Origin of the sequence: Echinicola arenosa (genome assembly GCF_014841125.1) — a bacterium.
GTDB classification, from domain to species: Bacteria; Bacteroidota; Bacteroidia; order Cytophagales; family Cyclobacteriaceae; genus Echinicola; species Echinicola arenosa.
Genome location: NZ_JACYTQ010000002.1, coordinates 568,848 through 589,997, shown reverse-complemented (window position 1 = coordinate 589,997; position 21,150 = coordinate 568,848). Strand labels below are relative to the sequence as shown.

13 protein-coding genes are annotated in these 21,150 nt (G+C 39.5%); 6 read left to right on the top strand and 7 right to left on the bottom strand.

Annotated elements, in window-relative coordinates:
* Positions 1-2: 2 nt before the first annotated feature.
* The 5 genes from ccsA (IFO69_RS07225) to IFO69_RS07205 all read right to left on the bottom strand — a co-directional run bounded on the left by ccsA (IFO69_RS07225) (position 3) and on the right by IFO69_RS07205 (position 4,727).
* Positions 3-2,531: a cytochrome c biogenesis protein CcsA gene (gene ccsA / locus IFO69_RS07225; protein ID WP_192009394.1), complete on the bottom strand. Its 2,529-nt coding sequence runs from the start codon at positions 2,529-2,531 to the stop codon at positions 3-5.
* 41 nt (positions 2,532-2,572) lie between these two features.
* On the bottom strand, positions 2,573-2,989 hold the full coding sequence (locus IFO69_RS07220) for a cytochrome c maturation protein CcmE domain-containing protein (protein WP_192009393.1): 417 nt from the start codon (positions 2,987-2,989) through the stop codon (positions 2,573-2,575).
* Between the two features lie 47 nt (positions 2,990-3,036).
* Positions 3,037-3,279 (bottom strand): CcmD family protein, encoded by a 243-nt coding sequence (locus IFO69_RS07215; protein ID WP_192009392.1) that lies wholly within the window; start codon positions 3,277-3,279, stop codon positions 3,037-3,039.
* A complete protein-coding gene (ccsA, locus tag IFO69_RS07210; RefSeq protein ID WP_192009391.1) occupies positions 3,280-3,957 on the bottom strand; it encodes a cytochrome c biogenesis protein CcsA in 678 nt (225 codons plus the stop codon). It abuts the gene before it with no gap.
* 104 nt (positions 3,958-4,061) lie between these two features.
* Entirely contained in the window at positions 4,062-4,727 is a 666-nt protein-coding gene (locus IFO69_RS07205) for a heme exporter protein CcmB (RefSeq protein ID WP_192009390.1), read from the bottom strand.
* A gap of 143 nt (positions 4,728-4,870) precedes the next feature.
* On the opposite strand from IFO69_RS07205, the gene IFO69_RS07200 reads away from it, so the two are divergent.
* Positions 4,871-6,295 (top strand): TlpA family protein disulfide reductase, encoded by a 1,425-nt coding sequence (locus tag IFO69_RS07200; RefSeq protein ID WP_192009389.1) that lies wholly within the window; start codon positions 4,871-4,873, stop codon positions 6,293-6,295.
* A gap of 60 nt (positions 6,296-6,355) precedes the next feature.
* On the opposite strand, the gene serS is transcribed toward IFO69_RS07200, so the two are convergent.
* A complete protein-coding gene (gene serS, locus IFO69_RS07195) occupies positions 6,356-7,630 on the bottom strand; it encodes a serine--tRNA ligase (protein ID WP_192009388.1) in 1,275 nt (424 codons plus the stop codon).
* Between the two features lie 426 nt (positions 7,631-8,056).
* Between serS and rho the strand changes: the two genes are divergently transcribed.
* The 5 genes from rho (at position 8,057) to IFO69_RS07170 (ending at position 20,422) form a co-directional block, all read left to right on the top strand.
* Entirely contained in the window at positions 8,057-9,802 is a 1,746-nt protein-coding gene (rho, locus tag IFO69_RS07190) for a transcription termination factor Rho (RefSeq protein ID WP_192009387.1), read from the top strand.
* A 363-nt stretch (positions 9,803-10,165) separates the two neighbouring features.
* A complete protein-coding gene (locus IFO69_RS07185) occupies positions 10,166-12,709 on the top strand; it encodes a hypothetical protein (protein ID WP_192009386.1) in 2,544 nt (847 codons plus the stop codon).
* A gap of 397 nt (positions 12,710-13,106) precedes the next feature.
* Positions 13,107-15,662: a hypothetical protein gene (locus tag IFO69_RS07180; protein WP_192009385.1), complete on the top strand. Its 2,556-nt coding sequence runs from the start codon at positions 13,107-13,109 to the stop codon at positions 15,660-15,662.
* 1,460 nt (positions 15,663-17,122) lie between these two features.
* Positions 17,123-18,523 (top strand): glycine-rich domain-containing protein, encoded by a 1,401-nt coding sequence (locus IFO69_RS07175; RefSeq protein WP_192009384.1) that lies wholly within the window; start codon positions 17,123-17,125, stop codon positions 18,521-18,523.
* A gap of 357 nt (positions 18,524-18,880) precedes the next feature.
* A complete protein-coding gene (locus tag IFO69_RS07170; protein WP_192009383.1) occupies positions 18,881-20,422 on the top strand; it encodes a hypothetical protein in 1,542 nt (513 codons plus the stop codon).
* A gap of 85 nt (positions 20,423-20,507) precedes the next feature.
* Here the strand turns inward: IFO69_RS07170 and IFO69_RS07165 are convergent, their stop codons facing one another.
* A complete protein-coding gene (locus tag IFO69_RS07165) occupies positions 20,508-21,128 on the bottom strand; it encodes a SprT-like domain-containing protein (protein ID WP_192009382.1) in 621 nt (206 codons plus the stop codon).
* Positions 21,129-21,150 lie beyond the last annotated feature (22 nt).

Below are 21,150 nucleotides of genomic sequence, written 5' to 3'. Positions count from 1 at the left end.
GCTTATTCGAGACCTTTGTCTCTCATCTTGATGAATTCATCATATCTTCTGTATATGGCCACACCAAAGCCGATGAGCATGATGATGGTGCCTATCCAGAGCACATTGATATAAGGTTTTACTAAGGCTTTCATTACCACGTAATCTTTTTGATAATTATTGGCCTTGAAGACAAACTGGTTAGTCTCTGGACTGATATTATCCACTTGTATTTTTACACCCAAGTCGTGATTTACTGTTGGGATTTTACCGATCCTGTTTCCTCTGATCAAGAAAATAGGATCCAGATGGATTTGTCTGTCGTGATCCTGAATGACCAATTTGGCTTTCACCGCTACATCTCCCTCTTCCAGTTCAACACCTTCCACTTCTTCCATCACTTCTCCTCCTTCAAAAGTGGTGATATAGTCTCCTAAGTGGAATTGTTCTCCAGGAGTCACCTCATAAAACTCATCCTCTCCCCATTCCGGATCGTCGTAGCTATTGATGGCTGAAATGTGGGTATACAGGTCCTTATTTAAGAAATGCTTAGAGTCAGGCGAAGAAATCAATCCCATGGTGGGGTTGGGTTGCGACATAGGGAAAAGGGTGAATTGGTGCTGCTGATCTTTGAAATACTCAATTTCAAAATAGCTGTTTTCCTCCAGTACTATATTTACTTTATCCCCTTTTTTATGATAGGTTTTTCCGTTGACATTAATGTCCTCGAGTGCAATGGCTTCATTGACATTGTCTGTTGATTCCAGTTTGTTGACATTGACATAGCCCGGAACTCCTTCTAGTTTTTTATTTCTGCCTCGATAGACCACTTCATAGTCCTTCATTTGGAGCGGTTGGTTGATCCAGAGCAAAACGTTTTCCTTGTTCAACTCATCTTCCCAATCTCTTTTATATGTCAGTCCTGACATATTGAGTGAAATGACATCAGAGTAACCTGAGGAGAACATGACGCCAATTAGGATCAAGCCAAGGCCAATATGTGCCAAAGAACCTCCTGCCAGTTTGAAAGTGGATTTCTTCAATAACTTGGAAAGAATGGTCGCATTGGCCACAATGGTAAATGTAGCTGCCATGACAATCACCATGAAAGTGATGTTCCAAACTTTGGCTACAGAGATGATGATTGCTGCCAAAATTAAGGAGATAATATAGGGAGTAGCCAGGGCATTTTTGAGCTCCTTTTTGTCCATTTTTTTCCACCAGAAGAACTGACCCACTGCGGTCAATAAGGCCAGCACTACACCAAACCAAAGTTGGAACTTGGTGTAAAATTCAATTTGATCCGCCGGTGGCGCCATATTGGAAATACCGCCAAAACTTTCGACTATGGCATTGTATACCGGAATAGAAGTTGGTAGAATCACTTGGAAAGCCATCAGACCAAGGGTGGTGGCACCGATGAAAATCCAGAATTCCCTAGAGTAAACAGATGCTTCCTTCTCTGATGTAGGAATGTTTTTCCATGCCCTTGCAGAAAGGAAGATGGCCACAAACATAAAGAAGAAAAGGTAAATCAATAATTGGCCGGACAAGCCTAAGTCAGTAAAAGAGTGTACCGAAGTGTCTCCCAAAACACCACTTCTCACCAAGAAGGTAGCATACAAGACCAAGATAAACTGCAAAATGATCAGTACGATGGAGGTTTTCAGGGCTGTGCTACTTTTCTTGAAGGTAATCATCGTGTGAATAGAAGCCACAATGATCAACCAAGGCACATAAGAAGCATTTTCCACAGGGTCCCAGTTCCAATAGCCGCCGAAATTAAGCGTTACATAGGCCCAATAAGCTCCCATGATAATTCCCATTCCCAAAATTAAGGCAGAGAAAATCGTCCAAGGTAATGCCGGGCGGATCCATTCCTTGTATTTGCCTGTCCAAAGACCAGCCATCAAGTAGGCAAAAGGCACTAGGGTAGAAGCATAGCCTAGAAATAATGTAGGCGGATGGATCACCATCCAAATATTTTGAAGCAGGGGATTCAGACCGGTGCCATCTTCCGGGACAAAATCCGGGTTCATCTGGAAAATGGGGGCGTTGGCCACATCTCTAAGTAAAATGAAAGGTGAGCTACCTATCTTCAAGTCTCCTATCACTACTCCAAGAATCATGGATACCAGAAATGCCTGCACCAAGGAGAAAACTACCATTACCGGCCCTTCCCATGATTTATTGGTGTGGATTAGGAATAAGCCTAAAATAACATCCCAGAAAATCCAAAGGATAAAAGAGCCTTCCTGACCTTCCCAAAAGCTGGAAATCATATAGTGTACAGGCAGGGCCCTGGAGGCATGAGAGTAGGCATAGAAATACTCAAACCTGAAATTGTGAATAATATTAAAAAGTATAACGCCAATGGAGATGGCAGATACAGCATGAATGTAAAAGAATATCCTACTAAATTTCCTCCAAGAGGCTTTTTCAATTTCAGGGACTACGGTGTATTGATAATAAGAATAGGCGGTAATGAGGGAACTAACAAAAGCCAGAATCACCATCAAATGGCCTAGGTTACCAATAAAGGTATTAATCATAATTTTTCAGGGAATCAAATGTGCAATGTTTGCTCTAATTTTTACAGTGATGCTTCCTTCAGCTCAGTTTCCTGATATTTGGAAGGGCATTTCATCAATATTTTATCAGCTACAAACATGTTTTCGCTTTTGTATGAACCGATAACCACAACTTGCTCAGAGCGTGTAAAATCGGCAGGAACAGGTTCGTTATAATAAACTTGTTGGGAAGTGCCTTCATTGTCCACCATGGTAAAGGTAAATGAGGTCTTGTCATCACTTACTTCCAGACCAGTCACCGTGCCCATACTGTCTTTTGCTAGCTGACCAACAACATGAATAGGGTCATCATCACCCTCTTGGGCCATAGCTTTGGCGGTGGAGAAACTCTCATATGAGCTTGCGTCACCAATCGAAGATACGATAATGACTATGGCTATGGCGATAACTCCTAATCCTAATATATGTCCTTTTTTCATGGTTTGATTTAATGTTATGAAACCTTACGCAAAACCGATTCTGAGGTTTAGCTTTTAAATTCTTTTTCCAGTCTAGATAATTTTTTATCTGTACCTACAAGGTAAACAAGAATTCCCCCCATGACAATTCCAATGATGCCTACGAGTACGTAAATTTTTCCGCTTTGGCGCATATCATCGGCCATTTCAACGCTATAATTTTCGTAATCTTCTGATTTAATCTCTTTTTTTTCCTGAGCCACCGCCTGAAGGCTGATGAACAATAGGAAAACCACTAACCACTTTTGCATTTATTGTTGATTGATAAGTTTGTCTTCTAATTTCCTTTCCAGTCTTCTGGCTCTTAATCTTAGATTAGCGAGCCAAAAACCCAATAAGGTCCATGCTACCACGGCTGGATAAAACACCATTCTGAGCTTGCTGTCCATATCATAAGCATTGAAGCCGGGGTTACCACCATTTCCAGGGTGAAGGCTGTCTGTAAGTCTAGGCAAAATAAAAATCAAAGGGATAAATGCAGAAAAAGCAAAGATGTTATAAACCGCTCCTATCCGGGCTTTCTGGTGAATGTCTGTCAAAGAGTTTCTTAGGATAAGGTAGGCAAAGTACATTAATAATCCGATCGCCGAAGCATTCTGTTTTGGGTCACCGCTCCAATAATCTCCCCAGGTGAATTTTGCCCAAAGCATGCCCGTAACGATGCCTAAAACCCCAAAAAGAATGGCGGCATTGGTAAACTCAATGGCTACATCATCATGTTTCAACTCTCCACTCCGGAGATATTTCACACTATAAACTACGGCGACAATCAACATGATAATCATGCCAAACCACATGGTCACATGAAAATATAATGCACGGATCGTTTCGTTTAGAATGGGTAATCTAGGTACTTCAAAGAGAAGGCCGGCGATAATTGTGTATGCTAATAGTATGATCGCCAATACTTTCCACCAATGTGCTCGCATTTCGATAATTTTGCTTAACAAGTGCAAAAGTAAGGCATAAGTTCCTCATTTTCGACCTTTTCATCAAAAATTATGGAAGAGGTCGAGGCTTAGTGTTCAGAACATCAGCTTCTCCAGAGGTAGGGGAAAAGGATATAGGCTGTAGCGCCAATGATGGCATTGATCGCAAGAAGTGTGATGAGCTTGTCCACACTGATTTCCCTATCCAGCCCATCAATGGCATTTTTAGAGATTTTGATCGCCATAAGTAAAATAGGAATTATAATAGGAAAGCTAAGAATGGCCATCAACGTAGCATTGTTACTGGCCTTTGAGGCAATACCAGAAACCATGGTCAAGCAAGCAGAAAAGCCCATGGATCCCATCAGTAGGTTCAGGATAAACATCGGCTGGTCTTGGACAGGATTGCCCAATATTACACTAAAAACAATATAGCCTAATAGGGAAAGAATAAGGGTCAAAAGACTGTTGTAGATGATTTTGGATAATATGATTGCTTCTGGTGAAGCAATCATATAATAATATAGCTGACGTCCTTGGTGTTCCTGTACAAAGCTTTTGGCTACGGCATTGACCGAAGAAAAAAGGATGATCACCCAATAAAGTGCATTCCATGTAGGGATGGAGATATTACCTTGTTTCGCTCCCACGCTCAAATATGTGATAAAAACAGCACTGACGACGTAAAGCAATATTCCATTGAGGGCGTATTTTTGTCGCCACTCCAAAGTGATCTCTTTTTTTATCAATACTATTATTTCATTCCACATAGTCGCGCAAATATAATAAAGATTGGCCAGTCCTGTAATTTCATGACTAAGAGATTAGTATATCTGTCTGTATTTGTTACTTTAGCTAGATGATTATAGTTTGATAATCAGTAAATGATTTTTAATTCAACCCGAATTTATTTATGAAGACAAAACTATTATTCTTACCACTTCTGATATTGCTGATGTATTGTCAGCCTGAAAAGGAGGTTGCAGTAAAGTTGAAAGTGGATTTAGAAAGCGGCGAGGAAGAGCTTCCTCAAATAAACTTGTATAATTTGTCCGAACAAGTCGGAGGAGAATTGTTGAATCCTATTTCTTCCTATGAAGCAGATACTAGTGGCAGTTATATCATTGAGTTGGATAGTATTGACTTTGGTCTATATGCGATCGAAGCAGGTGGCAAAAGCATACCTGTAATCCTTTTTGAAGGAGTAGATATGGAGGTGACTTGTGATTTATCGGATTTAAAAACTCTATCCTATACAGGGGAAGGGGCCGATGAGAGCGAATTTTATAATAAGTTTAATCCTTTTCCTAGTAGTCAAATACAAGCATATGGTCAGTTAGAACCTGAAGAATTTGTAGCAAAAATAGATTCTACTTTTCAGGAAAGCATGAATGAAATCAATGCCAATGACAGCTTGAACAGTCTAGTAGCAGGGATGGAAGAAGCTTTACTAAAGTTAAGAAGAGGTTTTTTTGTGAAATACTATCCTATTTCCAGAAAGCGTTCAGCAGGAGGGGAAGCCAATGTGGATCTTCCAGAATCAGTGGAGGCTTATACTTCTATTGACGGGTCGTTAGCGAAAGTGGGACTGATCATGCCCGATTACAGAAATGCCATCTATAATAATAATCAGCTCGGCTTTAACGAATATATGCAAGCATATCAAGAAGAAAATCCAGATACTGAAATGGGAATCAATAAGTATATCGAGTTGCGGAAGGATTTTATATTGGAGGAAGAAGATGCGAATTTGCATGACTTTTTGATGGCACGCCTGTCATTGGATGCGATTAGCTACTATGGTGAAGAGGCTACTGAAATTGTATTTGGGTCGTATAAAGGCAAGTTTCCTGATTCGCGATATAAGCCATATTTAGATGCGGTAAATGCCAAATGGGAAGCTTTAGCTGAAGGCAAGCCTGCCAAGGAAGTGGAAGGTACTGCGCCTGATGGCAGTGAAATTAAACTGTCTGACTTTAAAGGAAAAGTAGTTTACTTGGATACATGGGCCACTTGGTGTGGGCCATGCCGGGGGGAGTTTCCTTCCGCAAAGGTGCTTAAGGAAGAGTACAAGGACAATGAAGATGTGGTTTTTATGTACGCCTCCATAGATAGCAATAAAGACGCTTGGGAGAAGTACCTGCAAAATGACCCTGAATTTAAGGGAGTACATGTGTATGTGGATGGAGCATGGAAGTCCGAATTATGCGAAGACTATATGATCAAGGCCATTCCTAGGTATATCCTTTTTGACAAAGAGGGGAAAATAGCGAATGCAAAAGCACCTAGGCCAAGCAGTGGTGATGAGATTAGAGAAGCCATCAATACTTTATTATAGACCTAAACCAAAAAGAGGCTTCCAATTTAGAATTGGAAGCCTCTTTTTGGTTTAGGCTAATTAGTCAATCCACTCAAAGCCCAAATAAGGAACCAATACTTCAGGCATTTTGATACCTTTCTCGGTTTGGTTGTTTTCGAGGATGGCAGCGACGATTCTAGGTAAGGCCAAAGCACTGCCGTTTAAGGTATGTGCCAAAACTGTCTTTTTGTTTTCGTCTTTAAATCTCAATTTAAGCCTGTTTGCCTGATAAGTTTCAAAGTTACTGACAGAGCTTACTTCTAGCCACATTTCCTGAGCTGCCGAGAACACTTCCATGTCATAGGTCAAGGCTGAGGTAAAGCCTGTGTCTCCACCGCACAATCTTAACACTCTATATTGAAGTCCCAGTTTTTTCAATAGGCCTTGGACATATTTGCTCATGTCTTCGAGTGCTTCATAAGACTGGTCTGGGTGGGAAATCTGAACGATTTCTACTTTGTCAAACTGATGAAGTCTGTTTAATCCCCTTACATGGGCTCCCCAGCTGCCAGCTTCCCTTCTAAAACAAGGTGTAAAGGCAGTATTTTTTATAGGCAAATCATCTTCTTTGACCATCACATCTCTGTACATATTGGTTACTGGAACCTCAGCAGTAGGGATGAGGAAAAGGTTGTCGGCTACCGCATGGTACATTTGACCTTCTTTGTCCGGAAGCTGCCCTGTGCCATAACCACTGTCTTCATTGATCAGGATCGGTGGCTGTACTTCATTATAACCCTGTTTTGTAGCCTCGTCCAAAAAGAAGTTGACCAAGGCCCTTTGAAGTCTCGCTCCCTTACCTTTATATACAGGAAAGCCTGCACCGGCAATTTTATTGCCCAGCTCGAAATCAATGATGTCATATTTCTTGATCAAATCCCAATGGGCCTGCTTACCTTTATGAAGTTGAGGCGTTTCTCCATCTTCCAAAATCACTTCATTGTCTTGATCCGATTTTCCCGCTTTTACACTGGTGTGAGGGATGTTTGGAATGGTGTAAAGCAGTTGCTGTAAAGTTTCTTCTACTTCACTATATTGTTCTTCCAAAGATTTGATCTGGCCCTTGATCTCTGCTGTTCTGGCTTTGACCTGATCGGCTTCCTCTTTTTTGCCTTCACGCATCAAAAGGCCAATTTGTTTGGAAATAGAATTGGATTCTGCCTGCAGCTGGTCCCTTTCCAGCTGAGTTTCTTTTCTTTTTTTATCTAAATCCAGGACTTCCTGTAGTTTCTCTTTTGCTCCTGCAAAAAATCTTTTCTGCAGCCCTTCTACAGCCTGGTCAAAATTGTCACGAATAAAATTTACTTGTAGCATGAGTTTCGCTTAGCTTGATTTTAGAAATGCAAAGATAATGATTTAAGGTAGAGAGGAAGGGGAAGGCGATTAAAATTTGGCGTTGAAAATCCGCAGGGTATAAATTGGATACAACATTAAAAAGAAATATCCGTTAGTAAGGTAACGCAGGTTCAAAAGCCCACTTTTAGCTAAATAATAAAATGTTTAAACTACTACTATAGGCTTTTAATGCGTTTTAAATCCATATTTTGAATATAAAAGCACATACTATAAGAAAAAGTTTGCGTATTAAAGTTGCTTACTGTAATATTGTGATATCAAAAAGTTCATAATCCGCGCCCTGTGGATTCATCTTATTCATAAGATATCTTTTTATACCAATCAATTAAACAGTCACAGTACTCATTTCAATTAATCACATCAAGTACATCTTATACGTTTTTTATGTATAACATTGAAGAACTAAAAATCAGATTGCTATCTGAGCTTAAAGAGATAGCAGAGGAGTTGGGGGTAAAAAATTATAAATCCCTCAAGAAGGATGATCTAGTGTATGCTATACTGGATCAGCAAGCAATCACCCCAGAGAAAGCCCTTCCAAAGAAAAAACCTTCCAAAGTTGAAACTAAACCTGACGAAGGTCCTGAAGCTGTAGCTCCTGCTGCAGCCAAAGAATCTATTCCCGCAGAAAAGGAAAGTAAACCGAAATTCCGTCGTCAGAATGTGACGGAATTGAAAAAAGAAGAAGAGAAGTCTGTCAAAGTGGAGAAACAAGAAAAAGCTCCCAAAGCTGATTCTAGAAAAGAGGCTCCTAAGGCAAGGTTGGAGAGAAAAAGTGAAGCTGAATCGAAACCTGAGCCTAAAAAGGAAATGCCAGCTAATGGTGATGAAGAAGGCAGAAGAAGTTTCCGTCCCAGGAGAAAAGCTGTAGTGGATGAGGAGGCCCAAAGAATCGCCAATGCGAGGTCTGCTGAACAGGATGTTGATCTTCCAAAGCGCAAGAGTTTAAGAGATCAAGAAGAACAACAACCAAATAACGGAGGCAAAAAGAAATATGCTGTTGCCGTTAAAGAATTTGATGGTATAATTGAAAATGAAGGAGTACTTGAGATCATGTCCGATGGATATGGTTTTCTAAGGTCTTTAGATTACAACTACCTAGCATCGCCAGATGACATTTATGTTTCGCCTTCTCAAATTAAATTGTTTGGGTTGAAAACTGGGGATAATATCAAAGGTCAAATCAGGCCTCCAAAAGAAGGAGAGAAATACTTTGCCTTGTTGAAGGTGATTTCTGTAAATGGCAAGACCACTGAAGAAATCCGTGATCGTATCCCGTTTGAGTATTTGACTCCTTTATTCCCTGAGGAGCGTTTGAAATTGACTACCAAAGCAGATAATTTCTCTACAAGGATCGTAGACTTGTTTGCTCCTATCGGAAAAGGTCAGCGAGGTATGATCGTAGCGCAGCCTAAGACTGGAAAGACGGTATTGTTGCAAAAGATTGCCAATGCCATTGCTGAGAACCATCCAGAGTGCCATTTGATGATTCTTTTGATCGATGAGCGTCCAGAAGAGGTGACAGATATGGCCAGGTCTGTAAAGGCAGAAGTGATTTCTTCTACCTTTGATGAGCAGGCTGAGCGTCACGTTAAGGTGTCGTCTATGGTGTTGGAAAAAGCAAAAAGGATGGTAGAATGTGGCCATGATGTGGTAATTCTTTTAGATTCCATTACCAGATTGGCCAGAGCATATAATACAGTAGTTCCTTCTTCTGGTAAGATTCTATCTGGTGGTGTGGATGCCAATGCACTTCATAAGCCTAAGCGATTCTTTGGTGCTGCAAGGAATGTGGAGAATGGTGGTTCATTGACCATCATTGCTACGGCTCTTGTGGAAACAGGGTCCAAAATGGATGAGGTGATTTTTGAAGAATTTAAAGGTACCGGTAACATGGAGCTTAGCCTTGATAGGAAACTTTCTAATAGAAGAATTTATCCTGCTATCGACGTGCCTGGTTCCGGTACTCGTCGTGAGGATTTATTGATGGAAAAAGAAGAGATGCAACGTATCTGGATATTAAGAAAACTCATGTCAGATATGACTTCTCAGGAGGCCATGGAATTCTTACTGCAAAGAATGAAAGGTACGCGAGACAATGCAGAATTCCTTATCAGTATGAATGGATAGGAATCCATCTGATTAAAGATAAGTTGAACCTCAATCCTCTGGGATTGAGGTTTTTCTGTTTTATTACGAGGTAGGATTTATGTTGTTTTTTTACACAAATCTGCTTTTTAAAATATTATTTTGTAATATTTTTATTTGTCTACTTTTTATTTTATTTATGTAAAGAATTACGTTAATCAATGCAATATTATAAGGCTTTTTTAATTGTTTGAAATACATAATCACCAAGATGATTTCAGAGAATAAATGCCTGAATAATAAACCAACTTAATTCCTTGATTGAGATCAGCAGGTCTTACTCACCATTTGACTTGTCAATTCAATTGGGCATCAATCATGTTTTATCTGTAAAATGATGAGTGCATGGAAAAGACTACTACAGTTAATTATTTTCAACCACAGTTATTGCTTTCGGTAGGGCTTTGGGTCCTACTGATGGCAGTAAATGCAAAACCGGCTCTAGCTGAAGGTTCAGGTGATTGGGGTACAGCTACCGATCGCAGAAGCTGGCTTTGGGTGCCCTCCAACAGTAATACTTCTAATACGGGTTATGGAAAAAGAGGCTTTATGTTATTGCCTTCCAATACAAGTGATTACAATCCAGATCATCGATTTTTTGTATATGTAAAAGCAGGTGAAACGGTGCATTGGGGATTCCGAAGGAATGGGGGAAATTATATGAAAGTAAGCTGGTATTATGACGGTAATGATACCGGTTTTTTTCCTACTGGTACAACAGGTTCGGGAAGGAATTTGAGAAATAGCGAGTATTATGATGCTGGATCAGCTGCGGGGATTCAAGGATGTCCGGCAAGTGCAACAGAGGCTGCCAATGGACCAAATACTGTAAATGCAAGTGGTTATAATCCATTTTCATTTACCAACAATACAGGCGAAGATCGTGCTTTCTGGGCAGAAATATCAGATGACAGTGGGAATATATTGTCTGGTGGATTGAATATTAGTTTTTGGGATGTAACAGTGACCGATGCTTCCAATAATGTCAAAACAGGTAGGCTTTATTGTAAATTCTGGAGTATTGTAAATGGACTGCCTGGCACTGTGGGTACAGCAAATACCACCGCTTTTCATGATGGCTTTGGTTTTTATGTGCCTGTGGATGATACTTTTGGAGGAGATGGAGACTCTTACTTTGTAAAACATGCCCAGTTTCCCAATTCCAATGGTGGCTATGTGAACTTTTTTGCCAATCAAGATGGTCCTAGAAATGATACAGGGAGTCACGTAGATAATCGAAAATCGATTGAAGGAGTCTCCACAAATTATCAATATCCACTTTTTCTAAATGATCCTGATATAGAATTTTGGCCTACCACTGAAGTGCCCACAGCCAGTTTGGAAATTACCTATCAAGAAAGAGTGCCTACGGGAAATGGTGGAGAAGCTTGGGTAGATATTGAAATTAGCTTACCGGGAATTGTGGATGTACTGATTGATTTGAATGGTAATGGGGTGTATGATACGGGTGTGGATATTGTGATGAGTGAGAGTTATGATGCCCCTGGAGAGTATCAGGTTTATTGGGACGGAAAGGATGCTAATGAAAATATTATCGTCAGTGGGTCAGAGATAGAGGTGTTTGCAGCGGTTATATTTGCTCCTGTCCATTTTCCCATTTATGATATGGAGCAAAGTTTGGGGATTACCATTACCAATGTTCGGCCGGGAGATCCGGAAGATAATGCTATTTATTGGGACGATTCCTTGATACCCAGGGATGGAGATTCAGATTTTTCAGATTTAGGAGATGAGGATGAAGTCAGTGCGGTTTCATTGCCTGTTAATGTCACCGGGGAGGCGGGGGATTCACATATTTGGTATGCTGATGGTGATAATGGCTTCAGCCAAAATAATACCATCAATACATGGGCGGCATCCTACTATGCAGAAGTCAATGAAAGTGATGGTTACCGATATTTAACCTTTCAAGGAAATGTTTATGATGATGAAAATGGACTGGATGACGAATTGGTGAGTGGTCCGGCAACTATCGCTAGTGGATTGTATGCCTTGATTATCGATGAAATGGATAAGGTGGTGGCCAGTGCAGAGGTGAATTCTGATGGCACCTATTTAATAGATCGTGTTCCTGATGGTAGCTATCAAGTTATTTTATCGACCACCGATGCTGCTGAGGGGGAAGATAGCCCTGGACCATCCTTACCGGAGAATTGGGAGAACAGCGGTGAACAATTGGGTACGGTTGTAGGGGAAAATCTTAGGGGAAGTGATGGTGTTTTGGAGACTTTCAGTTTAAATAATACCTCAGTAGTCAATGCTAATTTTGGGTTAAGGACATTATCAATACTTCCTGTACAATGGGAAAGCTTTTATCTTAATTATAAAAATGAAAATGTAGAACTTTCATGGTCTGTCGGTAGGGAATGGGAAAATAGCCACTATATAATTGAAAGGTCAAAGGATGGACAGGAAGGTTTTGAAGAAATAGGTAAAATAGAGGCAATAGGCTGGAGTGAAAGTAGTGTAGAATATAGTTTTAAGGATGTGCAATTACCTATTTCTGGTGGGAGGGTCTATTACCGAATAAAGCAAGTAGATTTAAGCGGTAAATTTAGCTATAGTAAGGTTTTAGGTCAATCCGTCATTTCTAAGACCTTTACTAAAAGTGGATGGATGGTATATCCTAACCCAGCAAGTGTGGATAATATTAGGCTGAATTATACCAATGAAAGAGAGATAATTGAAGGCACCGTAAAGGTTCGCTTGGTAGGGATAACAAAAGCATCCCCATATCTTGAGGCGAATAGTATTGAAGAAGTAAATACTGGAGTGAAGAGTTTATTGAAAGGAATGTCAAAGGGATTGTTGCTCTTAGAAGTTCAATGGGAGGATTATATGGAGTGCATTAAAATCATTTACCAATAAGGAGTAAATTTATTGTTTTGTTTATTAAGAGGTTGGTATTTAGTTTTTTATAAATTATGAGGTAGGTTTTTTGCAGTTTTTCCATATGTTTTTGGTTTTCAAAATAATATTCTGATTTATTAGAAAAATTAGAATATTTTTTCTAATTATGTGATAGTAGACGTTGATTAATGTAGTTTTATAAGGTTTTTAAAGTAGTATGAAATGCATTTGCACCAACTAATGCACTACATACTCTACCTTTTAGTAACACCAATTTATTTCTGTTATTATTCATTGGGCCAATGATCACCTAATCGTCCAAAAAGAAAGCGGGAAAAGAGGTGCATGTTTTATCCTTTTAACAAGATGCATGAACCATAAAACTAAAAGCGTCCCTTGGTGTTTTTTTCAAATAATGATAGGGACAGTACTTGTTTTTATTTCTTTTTGTCCTAGAGCCAGTGCTGAGGGCTCTGGGGAATGGGGTACAGCAAGTGGAAATAGAAGCTGGCTATGGGTGCCAGAACATAGAACCACTTCCGTCGGGAATGGACATTATATAACCAGAGGTTATATGATGATGCCATCCAGCTCGACTGGCTATAACCCTGATCATAGGCTATATGTTTATGTGAAAGCTGGAGAAACGGTCCATTGGGGATTTAGAAAAGTTACGAGTTATGTCTTTTCTTCCAGTAGTTGGTATACATATTACAATAACAGTAACAATATTCGAGTTCGTTGGTATTATGATGATACCGATGTGGGGTTTTTCCCAGATGGAACAAGTGGTTTAGCCAGGAGGTTGGCAGATGACCATACATATGATGCCCATTCCACCGGAGGAATTACAGGTAGACCCGTAAATGCGATAGCTGCGGCCAATGGTCCTAATGCAATTGTGGGCTCGGGAGGTTATGATGCCTACTCATTTACCAACAACACAGGAGAGGATAGGGCTTTTTGGGTTGAAATTTCAAATTCAGATGGGAATTCTCTAACTGATGGTCTTCCAATTAGTTTTTGGGATATTACAGTTGCTAATTCTAGCAATGAAGTGAAGCCAGGTAGAGTATATTGTAAATATTGGAGCATCATTAGTGATGTGCCAGAAACTGCTGGCGCAGCCAATGATAAAGCATTGCATAGTGACTTTGGTTTTTTTGTGCCTGTAGATGATACTTTTGGAGGAAGTGGAAATGAGTGTTTTGTAAAGCATGCTAAATTTTCTAATTCCAATGCTGGTTTTGTGAATTTTTTTGCCAATCAAGATGGGCCAAGAAATGATCAAGGAAATCACGTAGATAACAGGAAGTCCATTCGTGGTACCTCTTCAAATTACCAATATCCCCTTTTTGTTAATGATCCAGATCAAGAATTTTGGCCTACTACTGAAACTCCCAATGCTAGTTTGGTGATCGACTATCAAGAGAAAGATGGCGTTGGTCAAGGAGGCGAGGCATGGGTGGATATCTCGATCAGTTTGCCCGGTATTGTGGATGTGCTTATTGACTTGAATGGTAATGGAGTGTATGATACGGGTGTGGATATTGTGATGAGTGAGAGTTATGATGCACCTGGAAAGTATGAAATATATTGGGATGGAAAGGATGCCAATGGAAATGTTATCGTCAGTGGATCAGAGATCGAGGTATTTGCGGCAGTAATTTTTTCACCTGTTCACTTTCCAGTGTATGATATGGAGCAAAGTTTAGGAATAACTATTACCAATGTTAGGCCTGGAAATATTGAGGATAATGATATTTATTGGGATGATTCACTTATTCCTAGAGATGGGGAAACAGGATTTGTGGGTCTGGATGATGGGGATGCATTAAGTGCCGTTTCGACCGTTCTTAATGTTACTGGAGAAGCAGGGACTTCCCACATATGGCATGCGGATGGGGATAATGGCTTTAGTCAAAATAATACTATTAATACTTGGGCAGCATCTTATTACACAGAAGTAAATGAGGGAGATGGCTATCGATATTTAACCTTTCAGGGTAATGTTTACAATGATGAAAATGGCCTGGATGATAACTTGGTGAGTGGATCACCTACTACAGCAGTGGGACTTTATGCATTGATCATTGATGGGGACAATAAAGTGGTTGCGAGTGCTTCTGTTCAGTCAGATGGAACTTATACTATTGAGAGGGTTCCAGATGGAAGTTATAAGGTGGTTTTGTCCACAGTTGATGCGGAAGAGGGTGAGGATAGTCCAGAGCCATCTTTACCAGAGAATTGGGAAAATAGTGGTGAGCAATTAGGCACCGCTGTTGGGGTAAACTTATTAGGTAATGATGGTGTTTTGGAGACTTTCAGTTTAAATAATACCTCAGTAGTCAATGCTAATTTTGGGTTAAGGGTATTGGCAGTTTTGCCTGTTGATTGGGCAGGATGGTCAACTGAATATATCAAGGAAAATAAAAGTGCTGCTATTGAATGGGCAGTACATAAAGAGTGGGAGAACAGTCATTTCGAGATAGAAAGGTCAGTGGGAGATGTTTTAAGATTTGAAAAGGTAGGTGAGGTTTCTGCTGTAGGTTGGTCTGATCAAACAGTCCAATATAAGTTTAATGATTTGACTTTACCTTTAAATGGAGGAAATGTTTATTACAGGATCAAACAAGTGGATTTGACTGGGAAATATTCTTATACCGATGTAATGGCGATTAAAGTACCGGATGCTGTGTATGTTTCAGGTGTATGGAAGCTGTATCCCAATCCTTCTTCCACTGGGGATATTATAAAGGTAGGCTTGGAGAACAACAGTAATTATCAGGGAGAGACCATTCAGTTTAGGTTGATCGGAGTTCAGGGAAGCTCTGAACAATTTGAGGTAAATGGAGTAGAGCAATTGAGCTTGCGGGCTGGTCAGCTTCTAAATGAATTTTCTAGGGGAGTTGCTGTGCTAGAGATATTTTGGGGTGATCAAGTAGAGCGAATTAAGTTATTGAAACGGTGATTTAGTTTTAATTGAAGTGATTTTTTCGATTTAATACCTAGCCAGCTCAAATGAGCAGAAGCCACTCATTCAGGTGGCTTCATATGATTAATATTTCCTAGGGTAATTTGATTCCTACATTGGAAGTAAAATATTTTTTTTGGTTGTGTTTACCTATCTGATGACAAGGCAGGTCTGGATCTATATTCGGCCATCTCATTATCCGCTATGATGCCAGTAACCATACATCCTTTGCTTAAGTGGTCGGAAGCCTGTTTAACTGCCAGATAGAACTGAATCCTGAAGCAGTGGATACCTCAATCAAACAAAACGATCGTTTCCATTCGCTTTTAATCTTTTCTGGTACAGTTGCGGATATACCTATTAGTATAAATGTTTCTTTACACGTGAATCATTTGTTTAACCTATTAAATGGATCAACTCAAGCATTTACAATGTAGCTGTTCTTCAGTATGCATTTATTAAAGCCCTGTGCTACAATTTGACCCAAGTAGGATAGCAACCTATGTGTTGGTCGAAATATGTGGCAAGAAAGAAAATCTTATCTGAGCTATCTGATCCCCCAACAATTCGAAAAATCAAATCAGCCATTCAGCTCCTTAATAGTTGGAAAAATATTGGCTTATCGCGATGAGGGATAGAAGGATTCCCAAGGTTCTTATAACCAAAACATTGAAAGGGATGTACCCAAGTTTTTCCAGGACTTAAGGTGTAGACAAGCCTGAATCACTGATAAGAGAAACACGGGATAAACACGGGATAAACACGGCTTAACTAGGGGTTAAATACGGGTTAAAGAGTCAATGTTAAAAATGTTACATTCATTAATATGGACCATTTGTTTTGAAGGGTTGAATGTACTGGTGAGATAGCGGATATACAGATTCGGCCTAATAGAAATGAGAGATTGAAATGACAGCAGATAGAAATCAGTATATTCTCACATACATCCTTCCTGTTTAATTCCAGACTTGTAGAAAAAAATCGATGATATTTTATATGAACTAGATCTTTAATGTTTTTTAAAACGGATTTTTGATTGGTAGATACATTTTAGTTATGGCAAAAATTAATAGGTATTTGACCGATTAAAATACAGTGGTTTTTGATTGTTTATGGCCTTTGTTTGTGCGTATTTTTGACTATTTTAAGGGAGTTAATTACCATGTTTTTTATAATAATTGATTGTTTTTATTCATTATTCACTTGTAAATCAAATTGGAAAATGATTGAGATAAAATTAAGAAAGTGCCGACTGACAATGCTTTTTGAGTTATTTTATAAGAACGGCCTACAGCTCGTTCAGGGTATAAACCATATTTGAAGCTTGTCCGTCTTTTAGCGTAAATTACCCTCCTTCCACACACATTTTAAGTACATTTTATTCAAGGATTATATTGTTGAGGTTTTTGTCATTGAGAGCAATTAAACTGCCGGTATATGCGGTTGTTTTTTATAAAATGCTTATCAGCATTTGCTGGGGCCAGTGTGTGAATCCTCCACTTCCTTCAGTTCCAGATGCAGGTGAGGTGACTGGAAGTTATACCTATACCGTGGAGTTTACTTGTCCAGGTGATTGGAGTTTTACCATGCCAAGTTTACCAGGTTATGATGACCACGTGGACGCAGTGATTTTGGTGGTAGGAGCAGGTGGAGGAGGAGGTAGAGGAGATATTCTTAGTCCAAGTGCTGGTGGTGGTGGCGGAGGTCAAGTTATAGAAAGTAGTGCGGTGCTAAGTCCCGGAATGACTTTTACTGTCAAAGTGGGTGCTGGCGGAGTTGGTGGGCCTTCTGGAAATGCCGATGGTGGAAATGGCGGAAGTTCAAGCTTTGGTTTTATTTCGGCAGCAGGAGGTAAGGGAGGCGAAGGAGGTTTGGCAGGGTCAGGAGGGGAAAGTGGGGCAGGTTTTCCTGGTGGAAACGGTGAAGATAACGATTATGACGCTGGAGGAGGTGGAGGAGGTGCTCATGGGGAGGGTGTGAATGGCTTATTTTATTATTTACTAGATTTTATTCCAACTGCAATTGGAGGGAATGGAGGAGGTGGGTATAATCCTCCATTATCCGGAGGCCTTTTTGGTGCGGTAGGAGGGGGGATGGGCTTGGTTCCTGGTAATGGTGGTTCTACAGGTTTAGGAGGCAATGCAAGTCCATTTATATTTATAGAAGCCTCTTCTGGTGCCGCCAATACTGGATCAGGTGGTGGGGCTGGCTATGCAGCCAGGGCTGGAGATGGCGCGGATGGTTATGTTCGCTTATCATTTACTTTGTCCGTCTTACCTGTTCAGTGGGATAAATTCAAGGTTACGTATTCTAACACTGATAGGAAAGCTACATTACACTGGAGTACTTCAAAGGAATGGGAGAGTAGTCATTTTGAAGTGGAACGTTCAGAGAATGGTGTGTCCAGTTTCGTGAAATTATATGAAGTACCTGCGGTGGGATGGTCAGATAGGCCATCTGAGTATAAGGTTGAGGATCATAAGCTTCCACTTTTTGGCCAAAGGCTGTATTATAGAGTGAAAGAAGTAGGCCTTGATGGTAGCTTTTCTTATAGTCAAACGGTCGCTTTGAATATTCCTGATTTACCAGAGCAGAAGGGAGCATGGAAAGTTTATCCCAATCCAGGCAAGGCCAAAGATATTCGAATTGGTTTAATGGATGGAGATGTCTATAGCGGAGGTGAGATCAACATTAGAGTCATTAGTAGCTTTAATATGTCTGAGCAATTTACGGCTGGGGGCGTTTGGGAGTTAAATGAAAAGTTAGTCGAAATGCTTTTAGGGTACCAGAGTGGTTTAGTGCTTATAGAAATTGAATGGGGGGGAAAAGTAGAATATCTAAAAGTGCTATTGAAGTGAGCATGTTATGGTATCTACTTGTTTGTAGTAAATTTTTTAAATATGAAAGGATTGGTTCTTCAAATCAAAACAAATCAAAATTTCTGTAAGAAAATTATACATGAATTGTAATTTGATTAAAAATTAAATACTTAATAATGTATTTGATCGACAAAAAATAAATTATGAATTAATTAAAAAAAATACAGGAAACTCTTTCTTAAGGAATGAGTTTTGTTACATTTGTCTTTAAATGACACTGTTTTGTGGTTTAAGTCGATTAATATGTAATCAAAAGCGGTGCCCTGTTATGAAAAGAATGATCACCCCAAGCTAAGCGGATTCACCCATCTCTTAGTTTTATCGATTTATAGATTTATGTTAGGTTTGTTTCGTAGTTATTGTGCCTTTCCTTTTAGGCTCAAATGGTTACTAATATTACTTGCTTTACTTTTCTTCCGAGAAAAAGTGAGTGGGCAAACCTTTACCTCAAATCAAGATGGGAATTGGAGTAATTCATCTATATGGACAAGAACTAACCCTAATGGTTGTGGAAACTTGAATACGTATCCTCAAACCAGTACTTATTGGCCGGATTGTCAGGTAGATGTTTATGTTGATCATAATGTTAACTTCGATTTGTCTACATCGTTTGGGGGAGGATATTTTAAAAGCCTAACCGTTTCTGGCCCATTGGGAAAATTAACTTTTTCAGGAGATTTAAAGTTTGATGTTAATGGGTCAAGTTTACCTGATCCCAAAAATGTAGTTATAAATGTGACAAATGGTGGGTATTTAGATGTAACTAATGGAAGTTTGTTGGTCAATAGAGCAGGAGTCCTTAATATTTCTGGAAACAGTACCGTAGTTGTGAGAGATCTAGTGCTAGAGTCAAATAGTGCAGTAGTTAATGTTGAGGAAGGATCTAAACTCATAGTTATTAATAGTGCAACAATCCATAGTAGTACTACTTTAAATTTGAAAGGAGATCTAATTACTAAGTCATTGAAATTTGATTCTGGAGGGATTCTAAACGCTACAAATAATTCAGCTATCAATGTAGGAGAAATGTTCACTTTGGGAAATGGTACGTTAGATATGGCCGATGAGGCAGATATTTCAGTTGGTGGGGATATGGTTATGTCAGGTGGAGGATTGCTGAGAATGAGTGGTAATACAACAGCGACTGTAACTGGTATACTAGATATAAATTCAACGAATCCTGTACAAATGTCGGATTATGCTACCTTCATTGTTGATGGTATAAGAGATGGGGATATAGGTAGTTTTTCTATATTAGATTATTCTTGCTATCAATCTGCAACCGATGCAAATAACTGTGCTGTAGTACTTCCCGTCTCATGGGAATATGTTAATGCAAGTTATATTTCAAGTGATCATCAAATAGAAATAATTTGGAAGGTTTCTGGTATTGAAAATATTGCTAGCTATGAGGTTTACCGATCTATCGGAGGGGTTGATTCTTTTGAATTAATGGGTTCTGTTTTGCCAGATGTTAATGGTTCGCATGCTTTTGTTGATGACCAGCTCTCTTTTTCTGGTGAAAGATTATACTATAGGGTTAAGCAAATCGGTGAAAAGGGAGGGAGTAGTTTTAGTAAAACTGTTGCTGTGGATGTTCCCGCGACCATGAATTCCAAAAATACTTGGCGTGCTTATCCAAATCCAGCGAAAGGTAACCCAGTGAAGCTTTCTTTGGTGAACGCTGGTAAGTTCGAAGACGGGTTAATTGAACTTACTGCTTATAATTCTTTGATACAAGCCAATGTGCTTACTGCAACCTCAATAGATGAATTAAATGTTAAGGTGAATCAGCTTTTAAGTGGTTTTGGTTCTGGGCTGGTTATCCTGGAGGTTAAATGGCAAAATAAAGTCGAAAGGATTAAACTGCTGTTGTAAGTGGTAAGCTTTTTAAATCCATACTGTCAACTGTTAACTATCAAATATTTCACAGTATGTGGGTGGGCGTTAATTAAGTTGAATCTCAGATGGGCTTTACCTCAGCATGACCAGAGATTAAGTAGCGTTTTCCACTGGGGATTTCCTCGCACAATACCCTAGTTCTTCTGGGTTGTACTTTTTTGAATTGTCGACCTTTTATTTCAAAGTGACTTCCAATCTTGATTTCATCAAGATAGATGGCTTTATGTCGAAAGGAATCATATTTCCGTAATTCCTTGCTCAACCAAAAGTCCGCCCCTGAAGAGGCTTTAGGGTTTTGCATATGCCTTTTTAGCGGAAGCAAGATGTCCTTTGGGAATATCAAATCTGACAAAAGAGGTGAGAGCAATTGCTGAAAGGTTTTTTTCCATTCTATTCCATGTGGCTTGGTCTTCAGTCCATATTTTTGAAAAGTTCGATGGTGGGCCACCTCATGGATATAGGTAATGAGAAATTGGTAGATATTCAGGTCGTGGTTTATGGTGATCTTTTGAATTTCTTGGTCTGTCCTGTACCTGAAGTCACCTAGCTTGGTTTTTCGGGAATTGCTGATTTTGAAATGAAAAGGGTCTTCATGCCACAAGTCCCAACAGTATTGAACTGCATTTTCAGGAACCTGCTGCTTGAAGATTTGCAATATTTCCAATTTGACATCCTTTTCCATTCCAGTACTAATAAAATAAAAA

Coding starts and splice junctions, on each gene's coding strand:
- ccsA (WP_192009394.1), bottom strand. CDS start 2,531: ATGATTAATACCTTTATTGGTAACCTAGGCCATTTGATGGTGATTCTG.
- IFO69_RS07220 (WP_192009393.1), bottom strand. CDS start 2,989: ATGAAAAAAGGACATATATTAGGATTAGGAGTTATCGCCATAGCCATA.
- IFO69_RS07215 (WP_192009392.1), bottom strand. CDS start 3,279: ATGCAAAAGTGGTTAGTGGTTTTCCTATTGTTCATCAGCCTTCAGGCG.
- ccsA (WP_192009391.1), bottom strand. CDS start 3,957: ATGCGAGCACATTGGTGGAAAGTATTGGCGATCATACTATTAGCATAC.
- IFO69_RS07205 (WP_192009390.1), bottom strand. CDS start 4,727: ATGTGGAATGAAATAATAGTATTGATAAAAAAAGAGATCACTTTGGAG.
- IFO69_RS07200 (WP_192009389.1), top strand. CDS start 4,871: ATGAAGACAAAACTATTATTCTTACCACTTCTGATATTGCTGATGTAT.
- serS (WP_192009388.1), bottom strand. CDS start 7,630: ATGCTACAAGTAAATTTTATTCGTGACAATTTTGACCAGGCTGTAGAA.
- rho (WP_192009387.1), top strand. CDS start 8,057: ATGTATAACATTGAAGAACTAAAAATCAGATTGCTATCTGAGCTTAAA.
- IFO69_RS07185 (WP_192009386.1), top strand. CDS start 10,166: ATGGAAAAGACTACTACAGTTAATTATTTTCAACCACAGTTATTGCTT.
- IFO69_RS07180 (WP_192009385.1), top strand. CDS start 13,107: ATGATAGGGACAGTACTTGTTTTTATTTCTTTTTGTCCTAGAGCCAGT.
- IFO69_RS07175 (WP_192009384.1), top strand. CDS start 17,123: ATGCTTATCAGCATTTGCTGGGGCCAGTGTGTGAATCCTCCACTTCCT.
- IFO69_RS07170 (WP_192009383.1), top strand. CDS start 18,881: ATGTTAGGTTTGTTTCGTAGTTATTGTGCCTTTCCTTTTAGGCTCAAA.
- IFO69_RS07165 (WP_192009382.1), bottom strand. CDS start 21,128: ATGGAAAAGGATGTCAAATTGGAAATATTGCAAATCTTCAAGCAGCAG.